The organism is Flavobacterium cerinum (assembly GCF_024496085.1).
GTDB lineage: Bacteria > Bacteroidota > Bacteroidia > Flavobacteriales > Flavobacteriaceae > Flavobacterium > Flavobacterium cerinum_A.
On record NZ_CP101751.1, the window covers coordinates 2,041,987 to 2,061,798 of the forward strand.

The 19,812-nt window shown below is 38.3% G+C and carries 19 protein-coding genes; 8 read left to right on the forward strand and 11 right to left on the reverse strand.

Going from position 1 to position 19,812, the window contains the following annotated elements; genetic code table 11:
* Window positions 1–49: 49 nt before the first annotated feature.
* Window positions 50–544, reverse strand: a complete 495-nt coding sequence (locus NOX80_RS09170) for an SRPBCC family protein (RefSeq protein ID WP_256549470.1) — start codon at window positions 542–544, stop codon at window positions 50–52.
* A gap of 107 nt (window positions 545–651) precedes the next feature.
* Here NOX80_RS09170 and prfA point away from each other — a divergent pair, with 107 nt between their 5' ends.
* Together prfA and pyrF are read left to right on the forward strand one after the other, a co-directional pair.
* Entirely contained in the window at window positions 652–1,725 is a 1,074-nt protein-coding gene (prfA, locus tag NOX80_RS09175) for a peptide chain release factor 1 (RefSeq protein ID WP_256549471.1), read from the forward strand.
* An 89-nt stretch (window positions 1,726–1,814) separates the two neighbouring features.
* On the forward strand, window positions 1,815–2,633 hold the full coding sequence (gene pyrF / locus NOX80_RS09180; protein ID WP_256549472.1) for an orotidine-5'-phosphate decarboxylase: 819 nt from the start codon (window positions 1,815–1,817) through the stop codon (window positions 2,631–2,633).
* Between the two features lie 7 nt (window positions 2,634–2,640).
* Here the strand turns inward: pyrF and NOX80_RS09185 are convergent, their stop codons facing one another.
* Entirely contained in the window at window positions 2,641–3,726 is a 1,086-nt protein-coding gene (locus NOX80_RS09185; RefSeq protein ID WP_256549473.1) for a lipase family protein, read from the reverse strand.
* Between the two features lie 255 nt (window positions 3,727–3,981).
* Here NOX80_RS09185 and NOX80_RS09190 point away from each other — a divergent pair, with 255 nt between their 5' ends.
* Both NOX80_RS09190 and NOX80_RS09195 read left to right on the forward strand, forming a co-directional pair.
* Complete coding sequence (locus NOX80_RS09190; RefSeq protein WP_256549474.1) at window positions 3,982–4,776, forward strand: YdcF family protein; 795 nt, start codon at window positions 3,982–3,984, stop codon at window positions 4,774–4,776.
* 73 nt (window positions 4,777–4,849) lie between these two features.
* Window positions 4,850–5,647 carry an ABC transporter substrate-binding protein gene (locus NOX80_RS09195; RefSeq protein ID WP_256549475.1) on the forward strand — a complete coding sequence of 266 codons (798 nt, stop codon included), beginning with the start codon at window positions 4,850–4,852 and terminating at the stop codon, window positions 5,645–5,647.
* A gap of 56 nt (window positions 5,648–5,703) precedes the next feature.
* Here NOX80_RS09195 and NOX80_RS09200 read toward each other — a convergent pair whose 3' ends face one another.
* From NOX80_RS09200 to NOX80_RS09230, 7 genes are all read right to left on the reverse strand, one after another.
* Window positions 5,704–6,318, reverse strand: coding sequence for a hypothetical protein (locus NOX80_RS09200; RefSeq protein ID WP_256549476.1), 615 nt, complete (start codon window positions 6,316–6,318; stop codon window positions 5,704–5,706).
* Between the two features lie 46 nt (window positions 6,319–6,364).
* Window positions 6,365–7,855, reverse strand: coding sequence for a DUF3570 domain-containing protein (locus tag NOX80_RS09205; protein WP_256549477.1), 1,491 nt, complete (start codon window positions 7,853–7,855; stop codon window positions 6,365–6,367).
* A 3-nt stretch (window positions 7,856–7,858) separates the two neighbouring features.
* Window positions 7,859–8,065, reverse strand: a complete 207-nt coding sequence (locus NOX80_RS09210; protein ID WP_256549478.1) for a DUF4266 domain-containing protein — start codon at window positions 8,063–8,065, stop codon at window positions 7,859–7,861.
* Entirely contained in the window at window positions 8,062–9,057 is a 996-nt protein-coding gene (locus NOX80_RS09215) for an FAD:protein FMN transferase (protein ID WP_256549479.1), read from the reverse strand. The genes NOX80_RS09210 and NOX80_RS09215 overlap by 4 nt, the downstream gene beginning before the upstream one ends.
* Window positions 9,054–9,491, reverse strand: coding sequence for a thioredoxin family protein (locus tag NOX80_RS09220; protein WP_256549480.1), 438 nt, complete (start codon window positions 9,489–9,491; stop codon window positions 9,054–9,056). The genes NOX80_RS09215 and NOX80_RS09220 overlap by 4 nt, the downstream gene beginning before the upstream one ends.
* Window positions 9,492–9,496: 5 nt before the next feature.
* Window positions 9,497–10,855, reverse strand: a complete 1,359-nt coding sequence (locus NOX80_RS09225; RefSeq protein WP_256549481.1) for a T9SS type A sorting domain-containing protein — start codon at window positions 10,853–10,855, stop codon at window positions 9,497–9,499.
* A gap of 135 nt (window positions 10,856–10,990) precedes the next feature.
* Window positions 10,991–12,382 (reverse strand): HTTM domain-containing protein, encoded by a 1,392-nt coding sequence (locus NOX80_RS09230; protein ID WP_256549482.1) that lies wholly within the window; start codon window positions 12,380–12,382, stop codon window positions 10,991–10,993.
* A gap of 103 nt (window positions 12,383–12,485) precedes the next feature.
* On the opposite strand from NOX80_RS09230, the gene NOX80_RS09235 reads away from it, so the two are divergent.
* From NOX80_RS09235 to NOX80_RS09245, 3 genes are all read left to right on the forward strand, one after another.
* Window positions 12,486–13,844: an autotransporter outer membrane beta-barrel domain-containing protein gene (locus NOX80_RS09235; protein ID WP_256549483.1), complete on the forward strand. Its 1,359-nt coding sequence runs from the start codon at window positions 12,486–12,488 to the stop codon at window positions 13,842–13,844.
* 31 nt (window positions 13,845–13,875) lie between these two features.
* Entirely contained in the window at window positions 13,876–14,970 is a 1,095-nt protein-coding gene (locus NOX80_RS09240; protein WP_256549484.1) for an imelysin family protein, read from the forward strand.
* A 143-nt stretch (window positions 14,971–15,113) separates the two neighbouring features.
* Window positions 15,114–16,502 carry a di-heme oxidoreductase family protein gene (locus tag NOX80_RS09245; RefSeq protein ID WP_256549485.1) on the forward strand — a complete coding sequence of 463 codons (1,389 nt, stop codon included), beginning with the start codon at window positions 15,114–15,116 and terminating at the stop codon, window positions 16,500–16,502.
* A gap of 266 nt (window positions 16,503–16,768) precedes the next feature.
* Here the strand turns inward: NOX80_RS09245 and NOX80_RS09250 are convergent, their stop codons facing one another.
* The gene (locus tag NOX80_RS09250) at window positions 16,769–17,509 is read right to left on the reverse strand and encodes a DUF4197 domain-containing protein (protein WP_256549486.1); all 741 of its coding nucleotides are present in this window, start codon (window positions 17,507–17,509) and stop codon (window positions 16,769–16,771) included.
* Between the two features lie 207 nt (window positions 17,510–17,716).
* On the opposite strand from NOX80_RS09250, the gene NOX80_RS09255 reads away from it, so the two are divergent.
* Window positions 17,717–19,204 carry a catalase gene (locus NOX80_RS09255; RefSeq protein WP_256549487.1) on the forward strand — a complete coding sequence of 496 codons (1,488 nt, stop codon included), beginning with the start codon at window positions 17,717–17,719 and terminating at the stop codon, window positions 19,202–19,204.
* Between the two features lie 79 nt (window positions 19,205–19,283).
* Here NOX80_RS09255 and NOX80_RS09260 read toward each other — a convergent pair whose 3' ends face one another.
* Window positions 19,284–19,784 carry a nuclear transport factor 2 family protein gene (locus NOX80_RS09260; protein WP_256549488.1) on the reverse strand — a complete coding sequence of 167 codons (501 nt, stop codon included), beginning with the start codon at window positions 19,782–19,784 and terminating at the stop codon, window positions 19,284–19,286.
* Window positions 19,785–19,812 lie beyond the last annotated feature (28 nt).

Here is a 19,812-nt window from a genome sequence, read left to right on the forward strand (position 1 = left end):
TATAGAAAACGTCTCTTTAATTAAAGAGGCGTTTTTTGTTTTACTGTGTCTAATTGTTTAGCATAGGTTTTAAATCGGTGTTCTTATTGCGCAGATCTAATCCGCCTTCGTATACTGATTTTAGATTGACCAGATAAAATGACCAACCACCGTGGCAACCCAATCGTATATTTTTTTTGGAAGATTTGTCTGTTGGAATATTTTTCTGCGTCAGTTCAACCAAAACATAGTCTTCGTAAGCAGTCAGTTTAACGTCAACCAGACATTGACCGGCAAAAGTGAATTGTATAAGATCACGACCGTTGGCTTCGGTAAAAGTTCCCATTTCAATATCGGGATAAAGAAACCAGTTCCATTCATATCGGTACCCTTTGGAGATGCTTTCCGATTTAGGAATCAGTGTGCCTTCAGCATCAAAACTATCGGCTTTGCTTAAGAACCATTTTTCCAGTTCCGAAGCTTTGGTCCAGGCAGCATAAAGATTTGAAAGTGTTGTGTTTATTGCGATCTTAAGTGTAAAACGGGTCCAGTCGAAATTTTCCATGATTACCTGATTTTTAACCCAAATTTAGCGAAAATTCTAAAGGATTTTAACGATACAACTAAACGGATTTTTTTGTAATTTTGCACTCCAAACAAAGGAAAAACAAAATGTTAGATAGACTTCAGATAGTAAAACAACGCTTTGATGAGATTTCGGACTTAATTATCCAACCGGATGTTATTGCCGATCAGAAGCGTTATGTACAATTGAATAAAGAATACAAAGATTTAAAAGCATTGGTTGAAAAACGCGATGAGTATGTAAATCTTGACGGAAATATCAAGGAAGCCAATGAAATTATTGCGGATGGTTCAGATCCGGAAATGGTGGATATGGCTAAAATGCAATTGGAAGAAGCAAAAGAACGTTTACCGCAACTGGAAGAAGAAATCAAATTTTTACTGATCCCGAAAGATCCGGAAGATGCGAAAAACGTTATGGTGGAGATTCGTGCCGGTACAGGTGGAGATGAAGCCAGTATTTTTGCAGGTGATTTATTCCGTATGTATACAAAATACTGTGAAAACAAAGGATGGAGAACATCTGTAGTGGATTTGAATGAAGGAACTTCCGGTGGATTTAAAGAGGTAATTTTTGAAGTAACCGGAGAAGATGTTTACGGAACATTAAAATTTGAAGCCGGTGTTCACCGTGTACAACGTGTACCGCAAACGGAAACACAAGGACGTGTCCATACATCAGCAGCAACGGTAATGGTATTGCCGGAAGCAGAAGAATTTGATGTACATATTGACATGAACGATGTACGTATCGACTTTTTCTGTTCGTCAGGACCTGGCGGACAATCGGTAAATACAACCAAATCGGCAGTACGTATGACTCACGTTCCAACCGGATTGGTGGCACAATGTCAGGACGAAAAATCACAGCATAAAAATAAAGACAAAGCATTAACGGTATTGCGTTCCCGTTTATATGAAATGGAATTGGCAAAGAAACAGGAAGAAGATGCTAAAAAACGTAATTCACAGGTAAGTAGTGGTGACCGTTCTGCAAAAATCCGTACCTATAACTACCCGCAAGGTCGTGTAACGGATCACAGAATCGGATTGACGCTTTACGATCTGGACGGTGTAATGAACGGAAATATCCAGAAAGTAATCGACGAATTACAGTTGGTAAGTAATACGGAGAAATTAAAAGAAAGCGAAGTATTTTAATGATCTGAAATAAAATATCAAAATGTCACACCAAAGGAATCTTACGTGTGGCATTTTTTTTAAAATGATAACTCAAAACAACACACATCTTGACAACACAACAACTAATTGAACAGATTCATCAAAAACAATCCTTTCTTTGCGTAGGACTGGATGTTGATCTGACCAAAATTCCGGAGCATTTATTACAATATGAGGATCCGATTTTTGAATTTAATAAAAGAATTATCGATGCCACACATGACCTGACGGTTTCCTATAAACCGAATACGGCATTTTATGAGGCGTATGGTATTAACGGATGGAAATCACTGGAAAAAACCATTCGCTATATCAACGAAAAATATCCGAACATTTTTACTATAGCTGACGCGAAAAGAGGGGATATCGGTAATACATCATCAATGTATGCTAAAGCTTTTTTTGAAGATCTGAATTTCGATAGTGTAACTGTTGCACCTTATATGGGGAAAGATAGTGTGGAGCCTTTTCTGGCTTTTGAAAACAAACACACCATTATGTTGGCGCTGACATCAAATGAAGGGGCTTTTGATTTTCAAACGCTAAATATAGATGGCGAAGAATTATATAAAAAAGTAATTGCTACCTCTAAAACCTGGAAAAACAGTCAAAACCTTATGTACGTGGTTGGCGCTACTAAAGCAGAATATTTTTCGGAAATCCGAAACATCATTCCGGATAGCTTTTTATTGGTTCCCGGTGTCGGCGCACAAGGAGGAAGCCTTTCGGAAGTTTGTCGTTACGGTATGAATGCAAATGTAGGATTACTGATCAACTCTTCCAGAGGGATTATTTATGCTTCTAAAGACATGGATTTTGCCGAAAAAGCAAGAGCGGAAGCATTGAAAATCCAACAGGAAATGAAAGCGATTCTTGAAAACAGCTAACAGTTGATTAATCCGGAAGTTTATCCGTCAAATACAAATACGATTGTATTGAATGATGGACAAACAGATCGGTATCACTATCCGGATATTGCGCATAATAAAGCGAATCAGGGTAAAGAACGATCATATTTCCGGTTCGGACGTAATGATTGGATTCAAAATATTCCGGTGATTTAAAACCGACTAATTGTTTGACAACAAATTTAGATGCGACTTTACCCAGATATTGCTGGTAACGTCGCATTGCTTTTTTATTGTGTTTGGTTAATTGATTGTAAACGTGTTTTAAAGCCAGATTGGTAGGGAATTTCTGTTTCTTAATAAGACTTTTAGCATTCTTAAACGGATTGGTAACATTGAAATCGGTTAGCGTCTGAATCGAAACCGGTACTTCCGGAACCCAGTCGGCGGCATTGACAATCGTATAAGACCATCCCATTTGTCGGGAGGCTTCATATTCGTATGCAAACGGAAGATTGCCCGGTTTTGGGGCTGCGCTGCAATAGGTTTTAAAATGAATATCAGCAGGAAGTACACCGGTTTTCTGATAGTATAGAAGTTGTGCGGTGATGAGGTAGCTGATACCGCCTCCCTGACTGTGTCCGAAAATTATAAAATCCCGAACACCGGATGTATATTGTTTCCATAAAACGGGAATAATATCCTGAAGTAAATAAGCACTGGCTACGCTCCAACCTACATGAACAGCGGCACGCGGATTGTCAGCAAAATGATAATCAAAAGTAACAGTATCACTCAGATGTAATTGCCCTTTGGCCGGAATCATGGCAGCATAAAAATTAGCCAGCCAGCTTACTTCACTTGGCGTAGTACCGCGTATGCTGATCACATTGATCTGATCCGGACTTTCATACAGTTCCCATTTGTTAACCAATCCCATTTCTTCCGATCGGTACGTTCGTCTAAAACGGGAACTTTCCGGAATATCTTTATAATGTGTACTGTCACTCCAACGGGAATAAGCACGTAATAATTCGGTGTATTCCGATTTATCAAAACCGGGTTTTAATTTTTGGGCAGAAAGGTGACCAAAAGCCAGAATCCCGATTAGCAGGTATAAAATCTGTTTCATTTTATATTGGTTTTCCTTACTAAGATACTACTTTTTGTATTTTCGTAATATAGAAATTACTTGCGAAACAATTGAAAAATTGATCATTATTGAAGTAAGCTTTACTTATCGGTCATTTTTAATGAAGAAGTAACTGAAGAATTAAATGATTGAATTTGTCAGCATAATATAGAGGTGTAATATGATGTTGTTTTTCATTTAAAAAAAGATTTAGAATTATTCGGAAGTGATGTTAACAGAAAAATTATTGTGATAATGAAAACTGTATGGGATACCATTTTTCTTTTTTTTAAAGTATTAGCCGAGCCGTTTGTCTTGTGTGTTTTGATTATGATAATAACCGTCATTTTTAATAAGAAGAAAAAAAAGAGAGCAGTAACCATTAGTTCTATAGTATTAGTATTGGTTATTGTAGGGATCGGTAATGGATTTTTAGGAAAAATAACCGCAAACTATTTGCAAAAAGAGTATAAGAACAGGACGAATTCTAATCCCGATATTCCTGCGGTAATTGTTGTATTAGGTGGTGGAATCACCGATTTTAACGGTATAGAATCACCGCATATTACATCTTATTCCAGGTTGGTAGCGACTACCCGACTATATAATGAGGTCCGAAAACGACAACAATCCTGTACCATTCTTGTTTCCGGAAAAGGGAATAGTACCATTACTTCCGAAGCGGTGCTTTTCCGAAAAGCACTTATGGCTATGGGAATACCGGATTCGGATATTATAGAAGAAGACAGGAGTGAGAATACTTATCAAAATGCAAAATATTCCAGTGCAATTTTACAAAAACAGAAGCCGTCTCATGTGTATTTGGTTACTTCCGGTTTTCATCTGAAACGGGCGCTTCTGCTATTTGAAACTTTTGGAATTACAGGAGTTCCGTATCCTTCGGATTATATAAATACCAGACTAACCGTTTTTCCGAATAGCTATAATTTTGCTTTTACCTCTTTTATGTTAAAGGAAATTGTAGGAATTGCACAGGTTCATTTTTATAATAGTTTGGGACTTAATAAATCAGAAAAGCAAGTTCGCTAAATTTCAATTCCAAAAGATCGGGGAAGTTCGATTTTAAAGAACATTAAAGTATCCCTTTTTGTATTTTTGTGAAATGAAAACGTTAACAGATCAGTTAGGAACGCAGCATTTATTTGAGAATACGCCGTTACGAATAGTATCACTTGTTCCTTCGCAAACCGAATTACTTTTTGAATTGGGGCTGGAAGACCAACTTGTTGGAATAACCAAATTTTGTATTCACCCGTACCATCTTAAATCGACTAAAAAAATTATTGGCGGTACTAAAAAAGTACACTACGAAAAAATACGATTGCTAAATCCCGATATTATTATCGCGAATAAAGAAGAAAATACGGCTGAAATTGTTGCAGAATTGTCTAAAGTATGTCCGGTTTGGGTGACCAACATTATTACGATTGAAGATAATCTTCAGATGATTGCTGATTTCGGACAGTTATTTAACAAACGAACTGATGCGCAGAAATGGATTGAAAAAACGCGTTATGCCTACGAAGATTTTAAGCGCTTTATTGCTGATAAACCCGAAAAGAAAGCCGCTTATTTTATATGGCGGGAACCTTATATGGCAGCGGGATCGGATAATTTTATCAATGAATTGCTAAAGCTTAATCATTTTAAAAATATCTATGAAAATAAAGGCCGTTACCCGGAAGTAGAGTTGAAAAAAATACGACTAGAAGGGGATCCGGATCTGGTTTTCCTTTCTTCAGAACCGTATCCGTTTAAAGACGAACATGCCTTTGAAATAGGAAGATTTACCCATCATGCGAAAACCGTTTTTGTTGACGGAGAAATGTTCTCCTGGTATGGTAGCCGACTAGTAAAGGCTTTTGCCTATTTTAAGCAGTTACACGAACGCATTACCTGATAAAAAAAGCGGCTCCGATATTGGAGCCGCTTTTATTTTTGACAATAAATACCGGATTATTGTCGCTTGAACACGTATCGTTTCATAACTGAAATACCATTTACGTTTACCGCAACTTCATAATAGAATTTGTTTCCGTTGTCTGTAAAAATAATATTCATAGTATCTGTATTATTAGCATTAGTCAGGCTGTATAAGTTGTTCCCCGGATTGGTCCAGTAACCGATTACAGTATCGGATAAAACACAAGTTCCGCCGTTGTTTCCGCCGTGATCGTCATCGTCATCATCGTCACTGGTTCCGCCGCCGTTACCCGGGTTTGGATTAACCGGTCCGTGATCATCATCGTCGTCATCATCGTCGTCGTCACCGCCACTGTTATGATCGTCATCGTCGTCATCGTCTCCTCCTTTTTGAAGTGTTGAATCGTCAAATCGACGGCCACCGTTACCATACATTTCATGTGTAAATTGTTGTTCGCCGAAAATGTAAGTTTCCTGTAAGTTACAGTTGTTTAGGGTTACAAGCTGGTTGTTGCTGTATTCTTCAACCAGTTTCCAGGTTCCGATAACCGGATTACTTTGTAACGCTACAGTGTCTTCATCCTTGTTACAGCTAAAGAATACGATCGTAACGACCAGTGTTAGCATTAAAAATAGTTTTTTACTCATAATTGATTAAGGTTAAAATTAAATATAGTTATTGATCATTTGATTTTTACTGAACGAATTTGATTGCGAGAGAGATGATATCGGCTTTTAAAGCATCACTTCTTTCATAGCGATTGTAGCGTAGATCCAGGTTTTTTAAACCGAATCCAAGAACACGCTTACCGGTAAGCAGATCGGTATAACTCACGCCGAGGCCATATTGATGCGTGTCGAAAGTGGACAGATCATAATCAGACGTATAGTAACGTTGATACGAATAATGTTTTTCAAACGGAGCAAAATAGCGAACACCTTTCTGAGTATAAAAACGGTACATCGGTAGTAGCGTAAAGTGTTCCGAAATACGGTACGGAATTTCAATACTGGCCGTATGAGCTTCAAGTCCCCAGTCATCAGCATAAAAACGGTAATAGCTGCGAAGTACAAATTGCTCGCTGATATAGTAATTAAGACGAGCTCCGATCGGAATTTTAAATCGGGTATCCGGCAAACGTTCCACATCATCCGATAATCTGAAAACACCAACGTTACCGGGTTTGTCATAAATCGGGATATAGCGCGGCTGACCAATATAATAATTGGCTTTATCCGCAAAATAAATACGATGATACGGAGTCGAAAGCAATCCCTCCTGATATAAAGCATCCATAAATAAGGATACTTGCAGGTTTCGGTTTAATACCTGTGATAATCCTAATGAAAAGGAATACGAATTCCGGTTTTCATTCGAAAACTCATGGAATGACTTTGGAAGGTAATTGGTTGTTTGCTGACCGTATTCATCTAAAATAGTAACGCCTTTGAAATAACCGTTATTTTGGAAATTTACTCCATATAAAGAATATTCATGTAATTCAGTAGGGTAGATGGCATACCATTTATCAAAATAGGCACTCGCTTTAAAGTTGACTTCGGTATTTTTATCGTTAAATAATTTTGCGATTCCGGCACCTACACCAAAAGACTGATAATCGTATTCTTTCGAAACACTACTGTTGATATTCCAGATCGTATTTCGATTGTCTGAACTATGGCTATAACTGGCTGATAATGTTTTTAAAACATCTTTACGGGATGCTCCTGTCGATTCAATCCACGGACTTCCGTATGGAGCCGGTGTGGTTGTAGTCGTATAATCATCATCATCCTTATTGGTATAGGGAACAGATGATCCCATTCCACGGGAAGCGCCGGTATTGTTATTGTTGGTTGTAGTAAACGAACCATCGCTAACAAACGGGTTGATATTACTGGACGAAGCTGAGGTATAGGCTGAAAAACCGGCGTCAATTGTTAGTACATCATCATCGTTCACCGGGATGGTTAAAACGATATTCGCCGTATAATCTTTTAATTCTTCAGTACCGACACCACCGCCCACCGCAGAGTGTTTTCCTTTTTGTTGGTAATAGCTTCCCAGAAATTCGATTTCCGAAGTTTCTAAAACGCGTTTTTTATAGGTATTCGCGTTTTCGTCTTCCTGAGCATTTACAATCGAGCAACAGAAAAGACTGGTATAAAAAAGTATTTTTTTCATGATTTAATTGCAACCACAGCCTCCACCTGTTTTACCGCCATTTGCACCGGAGGCTCCTTCACGATAGATTTGAACGTTGGTTTCATAACGCTCAGATGAACGAGCGGATAATTTCATGTCGGGGTCGTTTATGTTTTGTTTTTCGTATTCCTTAACAGTATTACAGGAATAAAGAACGAAGCACAATAAAAAGATTATTGCGGGTTTCATTTGTTGGTCCTTTTTAACTTTTTGTGGTCAATATTTTTTGAATAGATAATCTTACCGTTGTCGGTAACAATTACAGCACTAATCTGAGGAATCTGGTTGATGAGGTTCATGCCAACTTCTTTACCGAGTACCATCACGGAAGTCGAAATTCCGTTAGCCATTTCTGCACTTTTGGCAAAAACAGTTACACTGGATAAACCGGAAGCCGGATAACCTGTTCTCGGATCGATGATATGGGAATAGCGTTTTTTATCGATTTCGATAAATTTTTCGTAACTGCCGGAAGTAACCACAGCACCGTCTGTAAGCGGAAAAATCGCAAAAATCCGGTCTTTGTTTTTCGGATTGGTAATTCCGATTGTCCAATCTTTACCATCCGGTTGTTTTCCCCAGGTATTCATATCGCCCGATGCATTGATAATTCCGGCAATAACACCTTTTTCCATCATGAGTTCTTTGGTTTTATCAGCGGCATATCCTTTTCCGATTGAGCCGAAACCGATTTTCATACCCGGTAATTTGAGGAAAATAGTACGATGTTCTTTATCCAGTATAATATTCTGGTACCCGATTTTTTTTACCGATTCCTTTACTTCTTCCGGAGAAGGTAATGAAGTCATACTTCCGTCATATTTCCATATTTTATCGGCTGCGGCAAAGCTGATGTCAAATGCACCGTCTGTGAGTTTTGAAAAACCGATGGCGCGTTGTGTCAGATCAAAAAGCTCCTGATCGACAACAACGGGTTTGATTCCGGCATTCCGGTTGATTTCGGAAACCTGAGTATGCGGCATCCATTCTGAGATCAGATTTTCAATCCGGGATATTTCGACTATAGCAGTGTCAATATAGGCATTGGCAGTTGGGATGTCTTTGGCTACTATGGTAATGTCAAAACGACTCCCCATAAGTTTTACAACTCTTTTCTGTGCTACCTGTGCCTGAACTGCAAAACTACCGATCAGGAAAAATGTTAGAAGTAAACGTTTCATATTTTATTTTCCAATGTGTGTAATAATTCGATATAAGCCGATGGAGGAATGTTTTTATAACCGGTTTTGCCAAGTACTTTTCCGTTTTTGTCCAGTACTACAACTAATGGGAAATGGCCTTCTTTGTTATATTGTTCCGCCAGGCTGTTATTTTGTGACTTTTGATTTTCAGATAAATTATTGGATTTCTTTTTCGGAAAGTCTACTTTTACCAAAATCCAGTTTTTTTTTGCTTCGGTTTTAAACTCTTCCGAACTCCAGATGGTTTTGTCCAGTTTGATACATGGCGCACACCAGTCGGAACCGGAAAAAACCAGTACGATATTTTTGTTTTCGGCTGTAGCCAGTTTTTTACCGTCTTCGAAATCAGACTCCCAATGTTGGGCATACGTAAAGGTACTGATTAGGAGTAAAAATAAGTAGGGGATTTTCATGGTTATTATTTTTTGATAATTTTTTGAGAAACGGTCTTACCATCTTCAAATTCAATCCGTGCTGTATAAATTCCGTTTGCAAAAGCGGTTAAATCGGCTGAATTAGTATTGGAAACGGCAATTATCTGACCGATTGGGTTAAAAAGGGTGATTTTTTTGATCGTATTGATTGATTCAAATGTAATATTACCCTGAGTTGGATTAGGGAATAAAGTTACAATGGGCTTATCAAAATCAGATATTGTCAAAGGTTGTTGTGTTATTGTGATGGCATAATCTTCAACTTCACCACGCGCACTTCCTATAAATTCGCAGGATTCAGCAGCTGTAACGGCAGTTAATCGTTTTGAACGGATTCGCATTCGGGTTGTACCGGCTAAAGCTGTCGTCGGAATTGTAATCTGGTTGCTGCTAAAAGTGGCACTGTTACTACTGTTAATAGTCCCTAAACTAAAAAATTCACTGCTTTCGAAGGTTCCGTTCTGATTAAAATCAATCCAGACACCAACACCGCCACTACTTCCCGGATTGTCTACGGTTACAGAAATTGTTTGAGTTGAACCTTTTGTTAGCTGACCCGCTGCTACAGTACCAGTATAGTCGATATAGGAATAATTATCCTGACTACAATCGGTTGTATTATTGATTCCGGCAAATGTTACGTTAGTAATAGTTCCGCCATACAGGCAACTGTTGTTATTCGTAATCGTACAGTAAGTCGCAGTAGGTGTATTCGCATTCATTGTAATCTGAATGTTCGGACGGTAATAATCACCGCTCATAGCCGAATTGCTGCTCCAGGGCGTTGCTGTTGGCGTAAAGAAATCTACACCACTACTGTATTTACGACACAAATAGTTTGGATTAGTTGTCGTAGCACGGAATCTCGGATAATTGTTGTCATCTTTGGTTGCAGCATCCCGAACTACCAATATGAATAGATTCCCGGCATTTTTGTCATAGGTAAACGGAGCTGTAAGGGTTACTGTATTCCAACCGGCCGATGCTATTGTTGGGATTGAACCTGAAAATACTTCAGTGTAACCTGAAAAACCGGTTCCGACTGTTCCCGATGGTAAAGCCGTTTGGGTTGTAGTTCTCAGATAAATCTTGATATTATTGGTTATTGAAGCATTAAAAGTTGAACTGTGTTGCCAGGATAAGGCAGTAATAGTTCCGGAATTGTCGATTTCGCTGGAAAGATAGAGGCTTTCACTGGCCGATTTTTCATAAACACAGTTTACGGGAGCATTACTGGTAATATTGTTGCTGGTCTCGTTTCCAATACGAATCGGTTGCGCCACACTGTCTGTGACAGCTAGCCATAGTAATGCAGTTAAACAGGCGTGTATAGTTCTTGTCATTTTGTAAGTTATTTTTATTTATACTAAATCTAAATAATTTGCAATACTACTAAATTTTCTCAATCATTTGGTCTTTGAACGATATTTTTTTGAATTTTATTTGATGAATATGACTTCTTGTTGTTAATAATTAGGTTATTCGTAAAGTAGAATCCATTCATTGTGAGTGAAATAGTTCCATTTGGCTTTGGCAAAATCAATATTAGGATCGATGAGCCTCCTGAGTGGTTTTTTATTTATTGAGACCTTCGAATCGATATAAATGTGAACCTCTTTTCCCTTTTTTTGATACTCTTCTTTTATTTTTTGAGCGGTTTGCCAGATCATATCGGGTTTGGTTTGCATCCCGCGAATCTGTTTTTTGGTCAGTATTCGTTTTAATTTATAGCGTTTTTTCTCCTTTGTAACCGGATCCACAACATAGAATTTGGAATAGCCGCTACGATTGCGAAGCATCATCCGCCAACTTAAACGATGACCTTCTTCTGTCCACAATACATCACCTTCAATCAGCCAATGGCGTAACGGGAATAGCGACTGGAAAATAAAATAAGGCACGAAAAAATAGATCAGGATTTTTTTTCCGGAATAATCAGCGTGAACAGGTATAGGTGCTGTAATTTTCTTTCGGAAGAAAATACGTCGAATGGTTTCAGGCGGAAAAAATAAAATGGTAAAAGAAAGCGCCAGAAAAGGAAATATACCGATTCCGAGGTGTAGTTTATTAAAAACGTGAAAAATCAGTGACGCAATAAAAGCCAGAAATCGGGTTCTGCGCCATAGCAACAACGGAACAACCATCAGATCAAACAGAATACCGGCATAGGCAATAAACAGGTAAAACCATTTTTGAGAATACAGATTTTCAAGTGTGGGTGTAGCATGTTTTCGTAGCATTTCCCGAGTAAAAGTACCGTCCAGCCAGTCGGGATATAATTTGGCAACCGTTGCATAAAAATACACAATACCAACCTGAAGAATCAAAACCCAGATACACCACTGTGGGATGGCATTACGCCGAATCGATGGTTTTAATTTTGCATCGACAGAATAGGCACAGTTAGCCGGTAAGAAAAGCATGATCAAACAAAGTAGTAAAAGCAGATAATGATGATTATTGTATGCGGTTTTCTGCATAAAGTACACACCGGTCCAGAGGATGGTAAATAATCCCAGACTCCAGCGATAAAAAAAACCAATTGAAATTAATAGTCCCAATAAAGCCATCGCATAGAAATAATAAAGCATTCCGTCACCGGGTAACGGTTGCAGCCAATCCATTCCGATATGGGAGAAAGTATAGGACGGTAGCATAAAGTTACGACGCACCCAATCGGAAGAAACCGACTGTACACTATGTAAGGCAATTAGTAAACCAAAAACAATCCTGAAAAGTACCAGTTGAGAATAGTCAATCGGAGTAAATAAGGCAGATACAAATTGATCCCGCTTTCTTTTTAGCTCGCTTATTGTCGATAATAAACTGTTGGAGGCTAAAACGTTAGCGAATCTTGATTCTTTTAACATAAAATAATCTTAAACAAAAGTTAGGGCAAAGTTAAAAAAATATTACACTTATTTAGACTTATTAAAAATAAATATATAGCTTTGCCCAAAATTTCAAAATTATATGAACCGAATATTACTATTATTACTCGCCGGATTATCGTATACTGGATATGCACAAACCGTTGATTCTACGAGTATTAAATTACTTAAAGAACAACTTAAAAAAGAACTTAAAGAGGAGTTGCGACAAGAAGTAAAAAATGATTTTGCGAACGACAATAAAAACCTTTTTAACTGGAGTAAATTTACTTTAAGCGGATACGGAGTAGTGAATTATTATAACTACCGTCGCTATGATACCGACCTTGGAATGAAAGATAAGTTTGATGCCGAACGTCTAAACTTATATTTGGGATACAATTTTAACGATTGGATCAGTTTTAAATCGGAAATTGAATTTGAACACGGTGGAACAGGTTCTACAGTAGAACTGGATACACAGGAAGAAGCAGGAGAATACGAACAGGAAATCGAAGCGGGTGGAGAAGTAAAAATCGAGCAGGTTCATGTGAATCTTGCAATTCGCCCGTACTTTAATGTACGTGTTGGTCGTATGAAAATCCACTTCGGATTGGCACAGGATTTAGATCGTCCGATCTCTTATTTTACAACGCACCGTCAGGAAATGGAAAACGAAATTCTACCGTTAGGTTGGTATGAAAACGGAGTACAGTTCCACGGAACTTTCTGGAAAAAAAGATTAAAATATGAAGTGTCGGTAACTAACGGTTTAGATGCTTCCGGATTTAGTTCAAGAGGATGGATCAAAGAAGGATACCAGACCCGTTTTGAAATGTCTGTTGGTGAAAGTTGGGCGCTTACTGCACGTCTGGATTATAAATTCGGAACGCATAAGAATACCTATTTCGGAGTTTCAGCCTATATCAATGATGCTGCTGCCAATCGCCCTAAAAACGATATGAAAGAATCAGCTTATGTGACCATATTCGAAGGACACATTACCTATGATGAAGATTACCTGCGTTTCAACTCTATTTTCTTATACGGTAACCTTGAAAATTCCAATATCGTTTCCCGTAGAAATGCCAGTTTATCCAATAATTTAGGAGTGAAAAGAACTCCGGTTGGTAAAAGTGTAGTCGGTTTTTCAGCAGAAGTAGGTTATGATATTCTTCACTTCTTTAATGCTAAAGCCAAACAAAGATTATATCCGTTTATGCGCTATGATTACTACGATACCATGCATGAAGTGGAAGGAAATGTTGTGCGTAAGCCACGTTGGGAACGCAGTGCTATTATGGGGGGGGTTAACTGGTTTGTACATCCGCAGATTGTGTTAAAAGCACACTATCAGAACAGAAAATTAGGATCATACCAGTTTGATCCGGTAACCGCTCTGAATACAGGTGAAAGACAACAGGAGAATACTTTTTCAGCCGGAATCGGATTCTCGTTTTAATTATAAATTACTAATTCAAATTATTTAATAAATGAAAAGAAGAATTTTAAGCTTAGGATTTGTCGCAATGGCAATGGCATTGGTAAATTGTAGTAATAATGACGATACTAACTATGTAGATCCGAATGCATCACTTTTTACAGACGTAATCAGCAATGTGTCTTCTAATGTAGTAGTGGAAACCTATAAAACATTAAATCAGAAAGCTGGAGAGCTTAGAACTGCAATCAATACATTAGCAACAACACCAAATGAAGCGAACCTTACAGCGGCAAAACAAGCCTGGATGAATACCCGAAAACCATGGGAGCAATCAGAAGGATTTTTATACGGTCCGGTTGCTGATGATGCTTTAGGTAACGGTGGTTTGGATCCGGCTATGGATACCTGGCCGGTTGACGTGGAAGCGATGAATAATATTTTATCGAGTAGCCAACAAATTACGGCTAACCTTATTGCAGCGAACCCGGAAGCACGTGGTTTCCACTTAATCGAGTTCTTGTTATGGGGTGAAAACGGAACAAAAACGGCGTCTCAACTTACAGCTCGTGAATTACAATATCTAAAAGCGGCTGCTGAAGATTTACAAAATAATACACAGACATTGATCAATGGATGGAGTGTTTCTTCCGGAAATTATGTTGGGTTTTTCTTGACTGCCGGAAATTCAGGTAACGTAAAATATCCTTCACAAAAATCAGCTTTAGAAGAATTCGTTCACGGTATTATTACTATTGCTGATGAGGTTGCCAATACAAAAATCCAGGAACCGTTAAACGGACCGAATGGAGAAGGTGTTTCACCACAGGCGGAAGAATCACGTTTCAGTAAAAACTCATTATTGGACTTTGCTGATAATATCCGTAGTGTTCAAAATATCTATTTGGGAGATTACGGTAGTGTAAACGGAAAAGGGTTAACAGATATCGTAGCGGCAAGAAATCCACAATTGGATACGGCTATCAAAGCTAAAATTTCTGAATCAATCGCTGCAATCGAAGCAGTACCGGTATCATTTACAGATGCAATCTATAACAACAGACCGGCTGTAGAAAATGCACAGCAAAAGGTAAACGAATTGTTTAGTATGCTACAAACACAATTGTTACCGTTAATTAACAATTAAGAATAGTAATTGCCATAGTAACTATAAATTTTGACTATAATTTAGTTTCACAAAACGCGAAATTTTGTGAACCTTTATTATGATGTCTTCCTAATCCCTCACCTAATATAATTTAAGTGAGGGATTTTCCAATGAAAAATAACATGATAAAAAAATACATAGCGCTTAGCTTGTTGGGAATGACTTTGCTTTCCTGTAGTAATAATGATGGTGATGCTGCCGAATATGAAAACATCCCGGATTTGAATGATCGGTTAATGGCCGGTGGAGAAACAACTGTTTTTCTGGCGACCAGTAATGCCTTCAGTACGCCGGCACCGAATCTGGATCCGCAGAGTCTGGGATTGCATTTGTCGGGTGATGTACAATTTGAATCGATTTTTGTTACAGCTCCGGCCAACGTAAATTCCGGTTTAGGACCGATTTTTAATAATTCTTCCTGTATTGCCTGCCATCCTAGAGACGGACGATCGGCGTTTCCATTGATCATTAATAATCGCAGCGGTTTATTAGTCAGAGCCAGTATACCGGGAACGGATGCACATGGCGGACCATTGGCTGCGCCGGGATTCGGATTGCAGATTCAAAATCAGGCGTTGTTCGGATATACACCGGAAGCAGCTTATCAGGTAACTTTTGAAGAACGTACGGAAACATTGGCTGACGGAACGGTTGTCACGCTTAAAAAACCAATTATTACACTTACAAATCCGTATACTCCGTTTCCGGCCGGTATGATGTTATCACCTCGAATCGGAACTCCGGTTTTCGGATTGGGATTATTGGAAGCAATTCCGGAAGCGAATATTCTCGCACTTCAGGATGTTAACGATAATAACGGAGACGGCATTTCCGGAAAAGCAAATTATGTATGGGATCCTGTTTTACAACAAACGGTTTTAGGACGTTTCGGATGGAAAGCCAATACCGGAACTATTTTGGTACAATGTGCTGCCGCTTATGTAGAAGATATGGGAATCACCAATTATGTTTTTCCGAATGAAACCGGACATAATCAGTCGAACGGACAAGACGGTCTGAATGATGATCCGGAGATTACAAATGATGTATTGGATCAGGTTGCCTTATATTGTAAGACACTCGCAGTACCGGCACCGAGAAATATTAGTAACCGACAAGTACGCGAGGGCGCCGGAATTTTTGAACGAATAGGATGTGCGCAATGCCACACTCCAAAACAAACTACCGGATTTAGCCCGATTGCAGCATTGTCTAATCAGACTATTTTCCCGTATTCCGATTTATTACTTCATGATATGGGAGAAGGACTGGCTGATAACCGACCTGATTTTTTAGCAAGCGGAAGTGAATGGAAAACAAGACCTTTGTGGGGGATCGGATTAACCGAACTGGTCAACGGACATACTTTTTTCCTGCATGACGGACGAGCACGTAATCTAACGGAAGCGATACTATGGCATGGCGGTGAAGGGCAAAAAGCAAAAGATCGCTTTAAACAACTTTCTACTTCAGAAAGAAATGCTTTGCTTGCATTTTTAAATTCCTTATAGAACTATTATATCCGACGGGTTTTCAAAATTTGTCGGGTATGACCATAAAAAAAGCCGGTGTGAGAAGCACCGGCATTTCTTTTTTAACTAACCCTAACCAAATGAGAAATCATTTATTACTCTGCAAATGTCCGACAATTTTTTAAGCTGTAGTGTTAACAGAATGTTATTTGTATGTTATTGATAATTAAAAAAATAGAATCCTGAGAATGTTTTAAGATTTTTCTTTCTGAACGGGTCGTTTTTGTATTTTCTATAATAAAAGATTATTTTTTATCCTGCATCGCGAAGACTTTTTTCAACAAATCCGAACTACGGGAATTCAAATTACCGCGGATGTCTTTTTCTTCTACCGAAATCATTTTAAATACACCTTCCATAGCTTCGTTAGTAACATAATCCGTTAAATCGGGATTCACTTTTTTCACCAACGGTATTCCGTTATATTTATTGATAATGCCACTCCAAACTTTATCCGCTCCGACTTTTTCAAACGAATTTTTAATCACCGGATTAAATTTAGCATACAATGCAGTCGATGTTGACGTTTGAAGATAACTCGTTGCTGCGGTTTCATTACCCAAAAGAATGTTTTTGGCATCAGTAAAAGTCATCCCTTTAATCGCATTTACAAAAATAGGTGTAGCTTCTTTTACTGCATCTTCTGCGGCACGGTTCATCATTTTTAAACCTTCATCTGCCAGACTTCCCATTCCCATACTACGTAGGGTCTTGTCTACTTTCTGTAATTCTTCCGGCATCAAAATCTTAACCATTTCATTTTTATAGAAACCGTCTACCTGCGTCAGTTTTACAACTTGCTTCTCTATACCTTTATTTAAGGCCTCTTTTAAACCGGAAGCAATATCGGTTTGACTTAACAATCCGGAGTTTTGAGTTTTAGTTTTAGTAGTGCTTTGGATTTTGTCGGTCAACTTTTTTAAAAGCTGTGCATCGGCAGAATGGGATAAAGGTAAAAGGGCAAGGAGTAAAATTATTTTTTTCATAGTAATTGTTATTTATAGTCAAAGGTAATCAAAGTTTATACCAAAATGTAATATAGTTTTTGGTTATCAAAAAATAAAAACAATCAATTTGAATTATATGTTTTGTGTGCTTTCATTCGATAATTTTGAGTAAATTTAAAGTGAATAGGAGTTGATACTCAAAACTTTAAACAACGAGCTATTTATTAATTCAAAAACAAAGTGAAAATGAAAGCACACAACAAACTAACAACTGCCTCAGGAAAACCGTATGTGGAAAATGAAAATTCACAAACTGCGGGAGCCCGTGGTCCCATTTTACTTCAGGATTTTATATTGCATGAAAAAATGGCACACTTTAACCGGGAACGTATTCCGGAAAGAGTTGTGCATGCTAAAGGTTCCGGAGCTTACGGGACTTTTACGGTAACCCATGATATTACGCAGTATACCAAAGCAAAATTGTTTAATAAAATTGGAAAAGAAACCCGTGTTTTTCTTCGTTTTTCTACGGTTGGAGGAGAAAAAGGTTCGGCTGATTCGGAACGGGATCCGAGAGGTTTTGCTATTAAATTCTATACCGAAGACGGAAATTGGGATTTGGTAGGAAATAATACTCCGATTTTCTTTATTAAAGATCCTAAAAAATTCGGCGATTTTATCCATACACAAAAAAGAGACCCGCAAACCAATTTAAAATCACCGACAATGATGTGGGATTTTTGGTCGCTAAACCCGGAAAGCTTACATCAGGTACTAATATTGATGTCCGATCGCGGAACACCGAAAGGATATCGTTTTATGCACGGATTCGGAAGTCATACTTTTTCAATGATAAATGATAAAAACGAACGTTTTTATGTGAAATTCCATTTTAAATCGGCGCAGGGAATTAAAAACTTTACCGGACCGGAAGCGGATCATATGCGTTCGCAAGATATGGATTATGCACAACGTGATTTGTTTGAAGCAATCGAAAACGGACATTATCCGAGATGGAATCTGAAAATTCAGGTGATGACGGAAGCAGAAGCGCAGACGTATCATATCAATCCGTTTGATCTTACGAAAGTATGGCCACATGGTGATTATCCGTTGATTGATGTTGGGGTATTGGAACTGAATCAAAATCCGGATAACTACTTTCAGGATGTAGAACAGGCCGCTTTTGCACCGGCACACGTTATAGACGGAATCGGATATTCTCCGGATAAGATGTTACAGGGACGTCTATTGTCCTACCCGGATGCACATCGTTATCGCTTAGGAACCAATTATGAGCAGATTCCGGTGAACCGTTGCCCGTTTGCAGTAAACAACTACCAACGCGACGGTATGATGCGAATTGATGGTAACGGAGGTAGTAATCCGAATTATTTCCCGAATAGTTTTGATTCTATTGAAGTTGATCAATCTTATAAAGAGCCGGCCTGGGATTTAGGAAATTCCGTAGCCGACTGGTACGATCGCAATGCGGAGGGAGAAAATGATCATTATTCTCAACCCGGTAAATTGTTCGCTATAATGACACCGGAAGCACAACAAAATACAATCAATAATATTGTTGGTGCGATGAAGGGAATTGGCGGACCGAAAAAAATGGAAATTATCAACCGACAATTATGCCATTGGTTTAGAGCCGATCCGCGACTTGGAGCGGGAATTGCTAAAGGTCTGGGTGTGGAAGTGGATATGGAAAATATTCATAAAGCGTAAACCGAAAATAATACACTAAATAAGTAAACGAAAAGGCTCCTGTTAAGGAGTCTTTTTTATTTGAAACAAATAAGCATTGTTATTTATGCGGATAGGGTTGATGATCATAACTGAGGCCGCGACTTAATTGCCATTCGCCGTTTTCAAGTAACCAGACATGTGTAAATTTTGCAATGCTGGTCGGATATTCCTTTTTGTTTTTACCGGTTTCATAAAAACGATGGCTTCCGGTTTGTATTGCGCCATATAAAACACCGTTTTGTTTTAAGGGATAAACTTGTAAACTTCCGCGAACTAATTCTCTGCGGGATTTGTATTCCGATTGACAAAGGCCGTTTTTTATCCCGGAAATAAAATCCGCTTTTGATTTTGTAATACCACCCAGATCGTGATAAAATTCAAAATGAGTGCTGACAAGTTTCTCAAATTGACGAATGTCACAGGTATTAAAACCGACCGTAAACAGCAAACTGTCTTTCTCTTTTAAAGTTCGATGTAATTCGGATGTTGGTGCTTCCTGACTAAACATAGTGGTAGCGGAACTGAGAATGATCAATAATAATACAGGTAGTTTCATCATTTTCTTTTATCAGTCCGATAAAGTGATC

Coding starts and splice junctions, on each gene's coding strand:
- NOX80_RS09250 (WP_256549486.1), bottom strand. CDS start 17,509: ATGAAAAAAATAATTTTACTCCTTGCCCTTTTACCTTTATCCCATTCT.
- NOX80_RS09225 (WP_256549481.1), bottom strand. CDS start 10,855: ATGACAAGAACTATACACGCCTGTTTAACTGCATTACTATGGCTAGCT.
- NOX80_RS09260 (WP_256549488.1), bottom strand. CDS start 19,784: ATGATGAAACTACCTGTATTATTATTGATCATTCTCAGTTCCGCTACC.
- NOX80_RS09210 (WP_256549478.1), bottom strand. CDS start 8,065: ATGAAACCCGCAATAATCTTTTTATTGTGCTTCGTTCTTTATTCCTGT.
- NOX80_RS09205 (WP_256549477.1), bottom strand. CDS start 7,855: ATGAAAAAAATACTTTTTTATACCAGTCTTTTCTGTTGCTCGATTGTA.
- NOX80_RS09245 (WP_256549485.1), top strand. CDS start 15,114: ATGATAAAAAAATACATAGCGCTTAGCTTGTTGGGAATGACTTTGCTT.
- NOX80_RS09195 (WP_256549475.1), top strand. CDS start 4,850: ATGAAAACGTTAACAGATCAGTTAGGAACGCAGCATTTATTTGAGAAT.
- NOX80_RS09200 (WP_256549476.1), bottom strand. CDS start 6,318: ATGAGTAAAAAACTATTTTTAATGCTAACACTGGTCGTTACGATCGTA.
- NOX80_RS09185 (WP_256549473.1), bottom strand. CDS start 3,726: ATGAAACAGATTTTATACCTGCTAATCGGGATTCTGGCTTTTGGTCAC.
- NOX80_RS09170 (WP_256549470.1), bottom strand. CDS start 544: ATGGAAAATTTCGACTGGACCCGTTTTACACTTAAGATCGCAATAAAC.
- NOX80_RS09235 (WP_256549483.1), top strand. CDS start 12,486: ATGAACCGAATATTACTATTATTACTCGCCGGATTATCGTATACTGGA.
- NOX80_RS09215 (WP_256549479.1), bottom strand. CDS start 9,057: ATGAAACGTTTACTTCTAACATTTTTCCTGATCGGTAGTTTTGCAGTT.
- NOX80_RS09255 (WP_256549487.1), top strand. CDS start 17,717: ATGAAAGCACACAACAAACTAACAACTGCCTCAGGAAAACCGTATGTG.
- NOX80_RS09190 (WP_256549474.1), top strand. CDS start 3,982: ATGAAAACTGTATGGGATACCATTTTTCTTTTTTTTAAAGTATTAGCC.
- NOX80_RS09240 (WP_256549484.1), top strand. CDS start 13,876: ATGAAAAGAAGAATTTTAAGCTTAGGATTTGTCGCAATGGCAATGGCA.
- NOX80_RS09220 (WP_256549480.1), bottom strand. CDS start 9,491: ATGAAAATCCCCTACTTATTTTTACTCCTAATCAGTACCTTTACGTAT.
- prfA (WP_256549471.1), top strand. CDS start 652: ATGTTAGATAGACTTCAGATAGTAAAACAACGCTTTGATGAGATTTCG.
- NOX80_RS09230 (WP_256549482.1), bottom strand. CDS start 12,382: ATGTTAAAAGAATCAAGATTCGCTAACGTTTTAGCCTCCAACAGTTTA.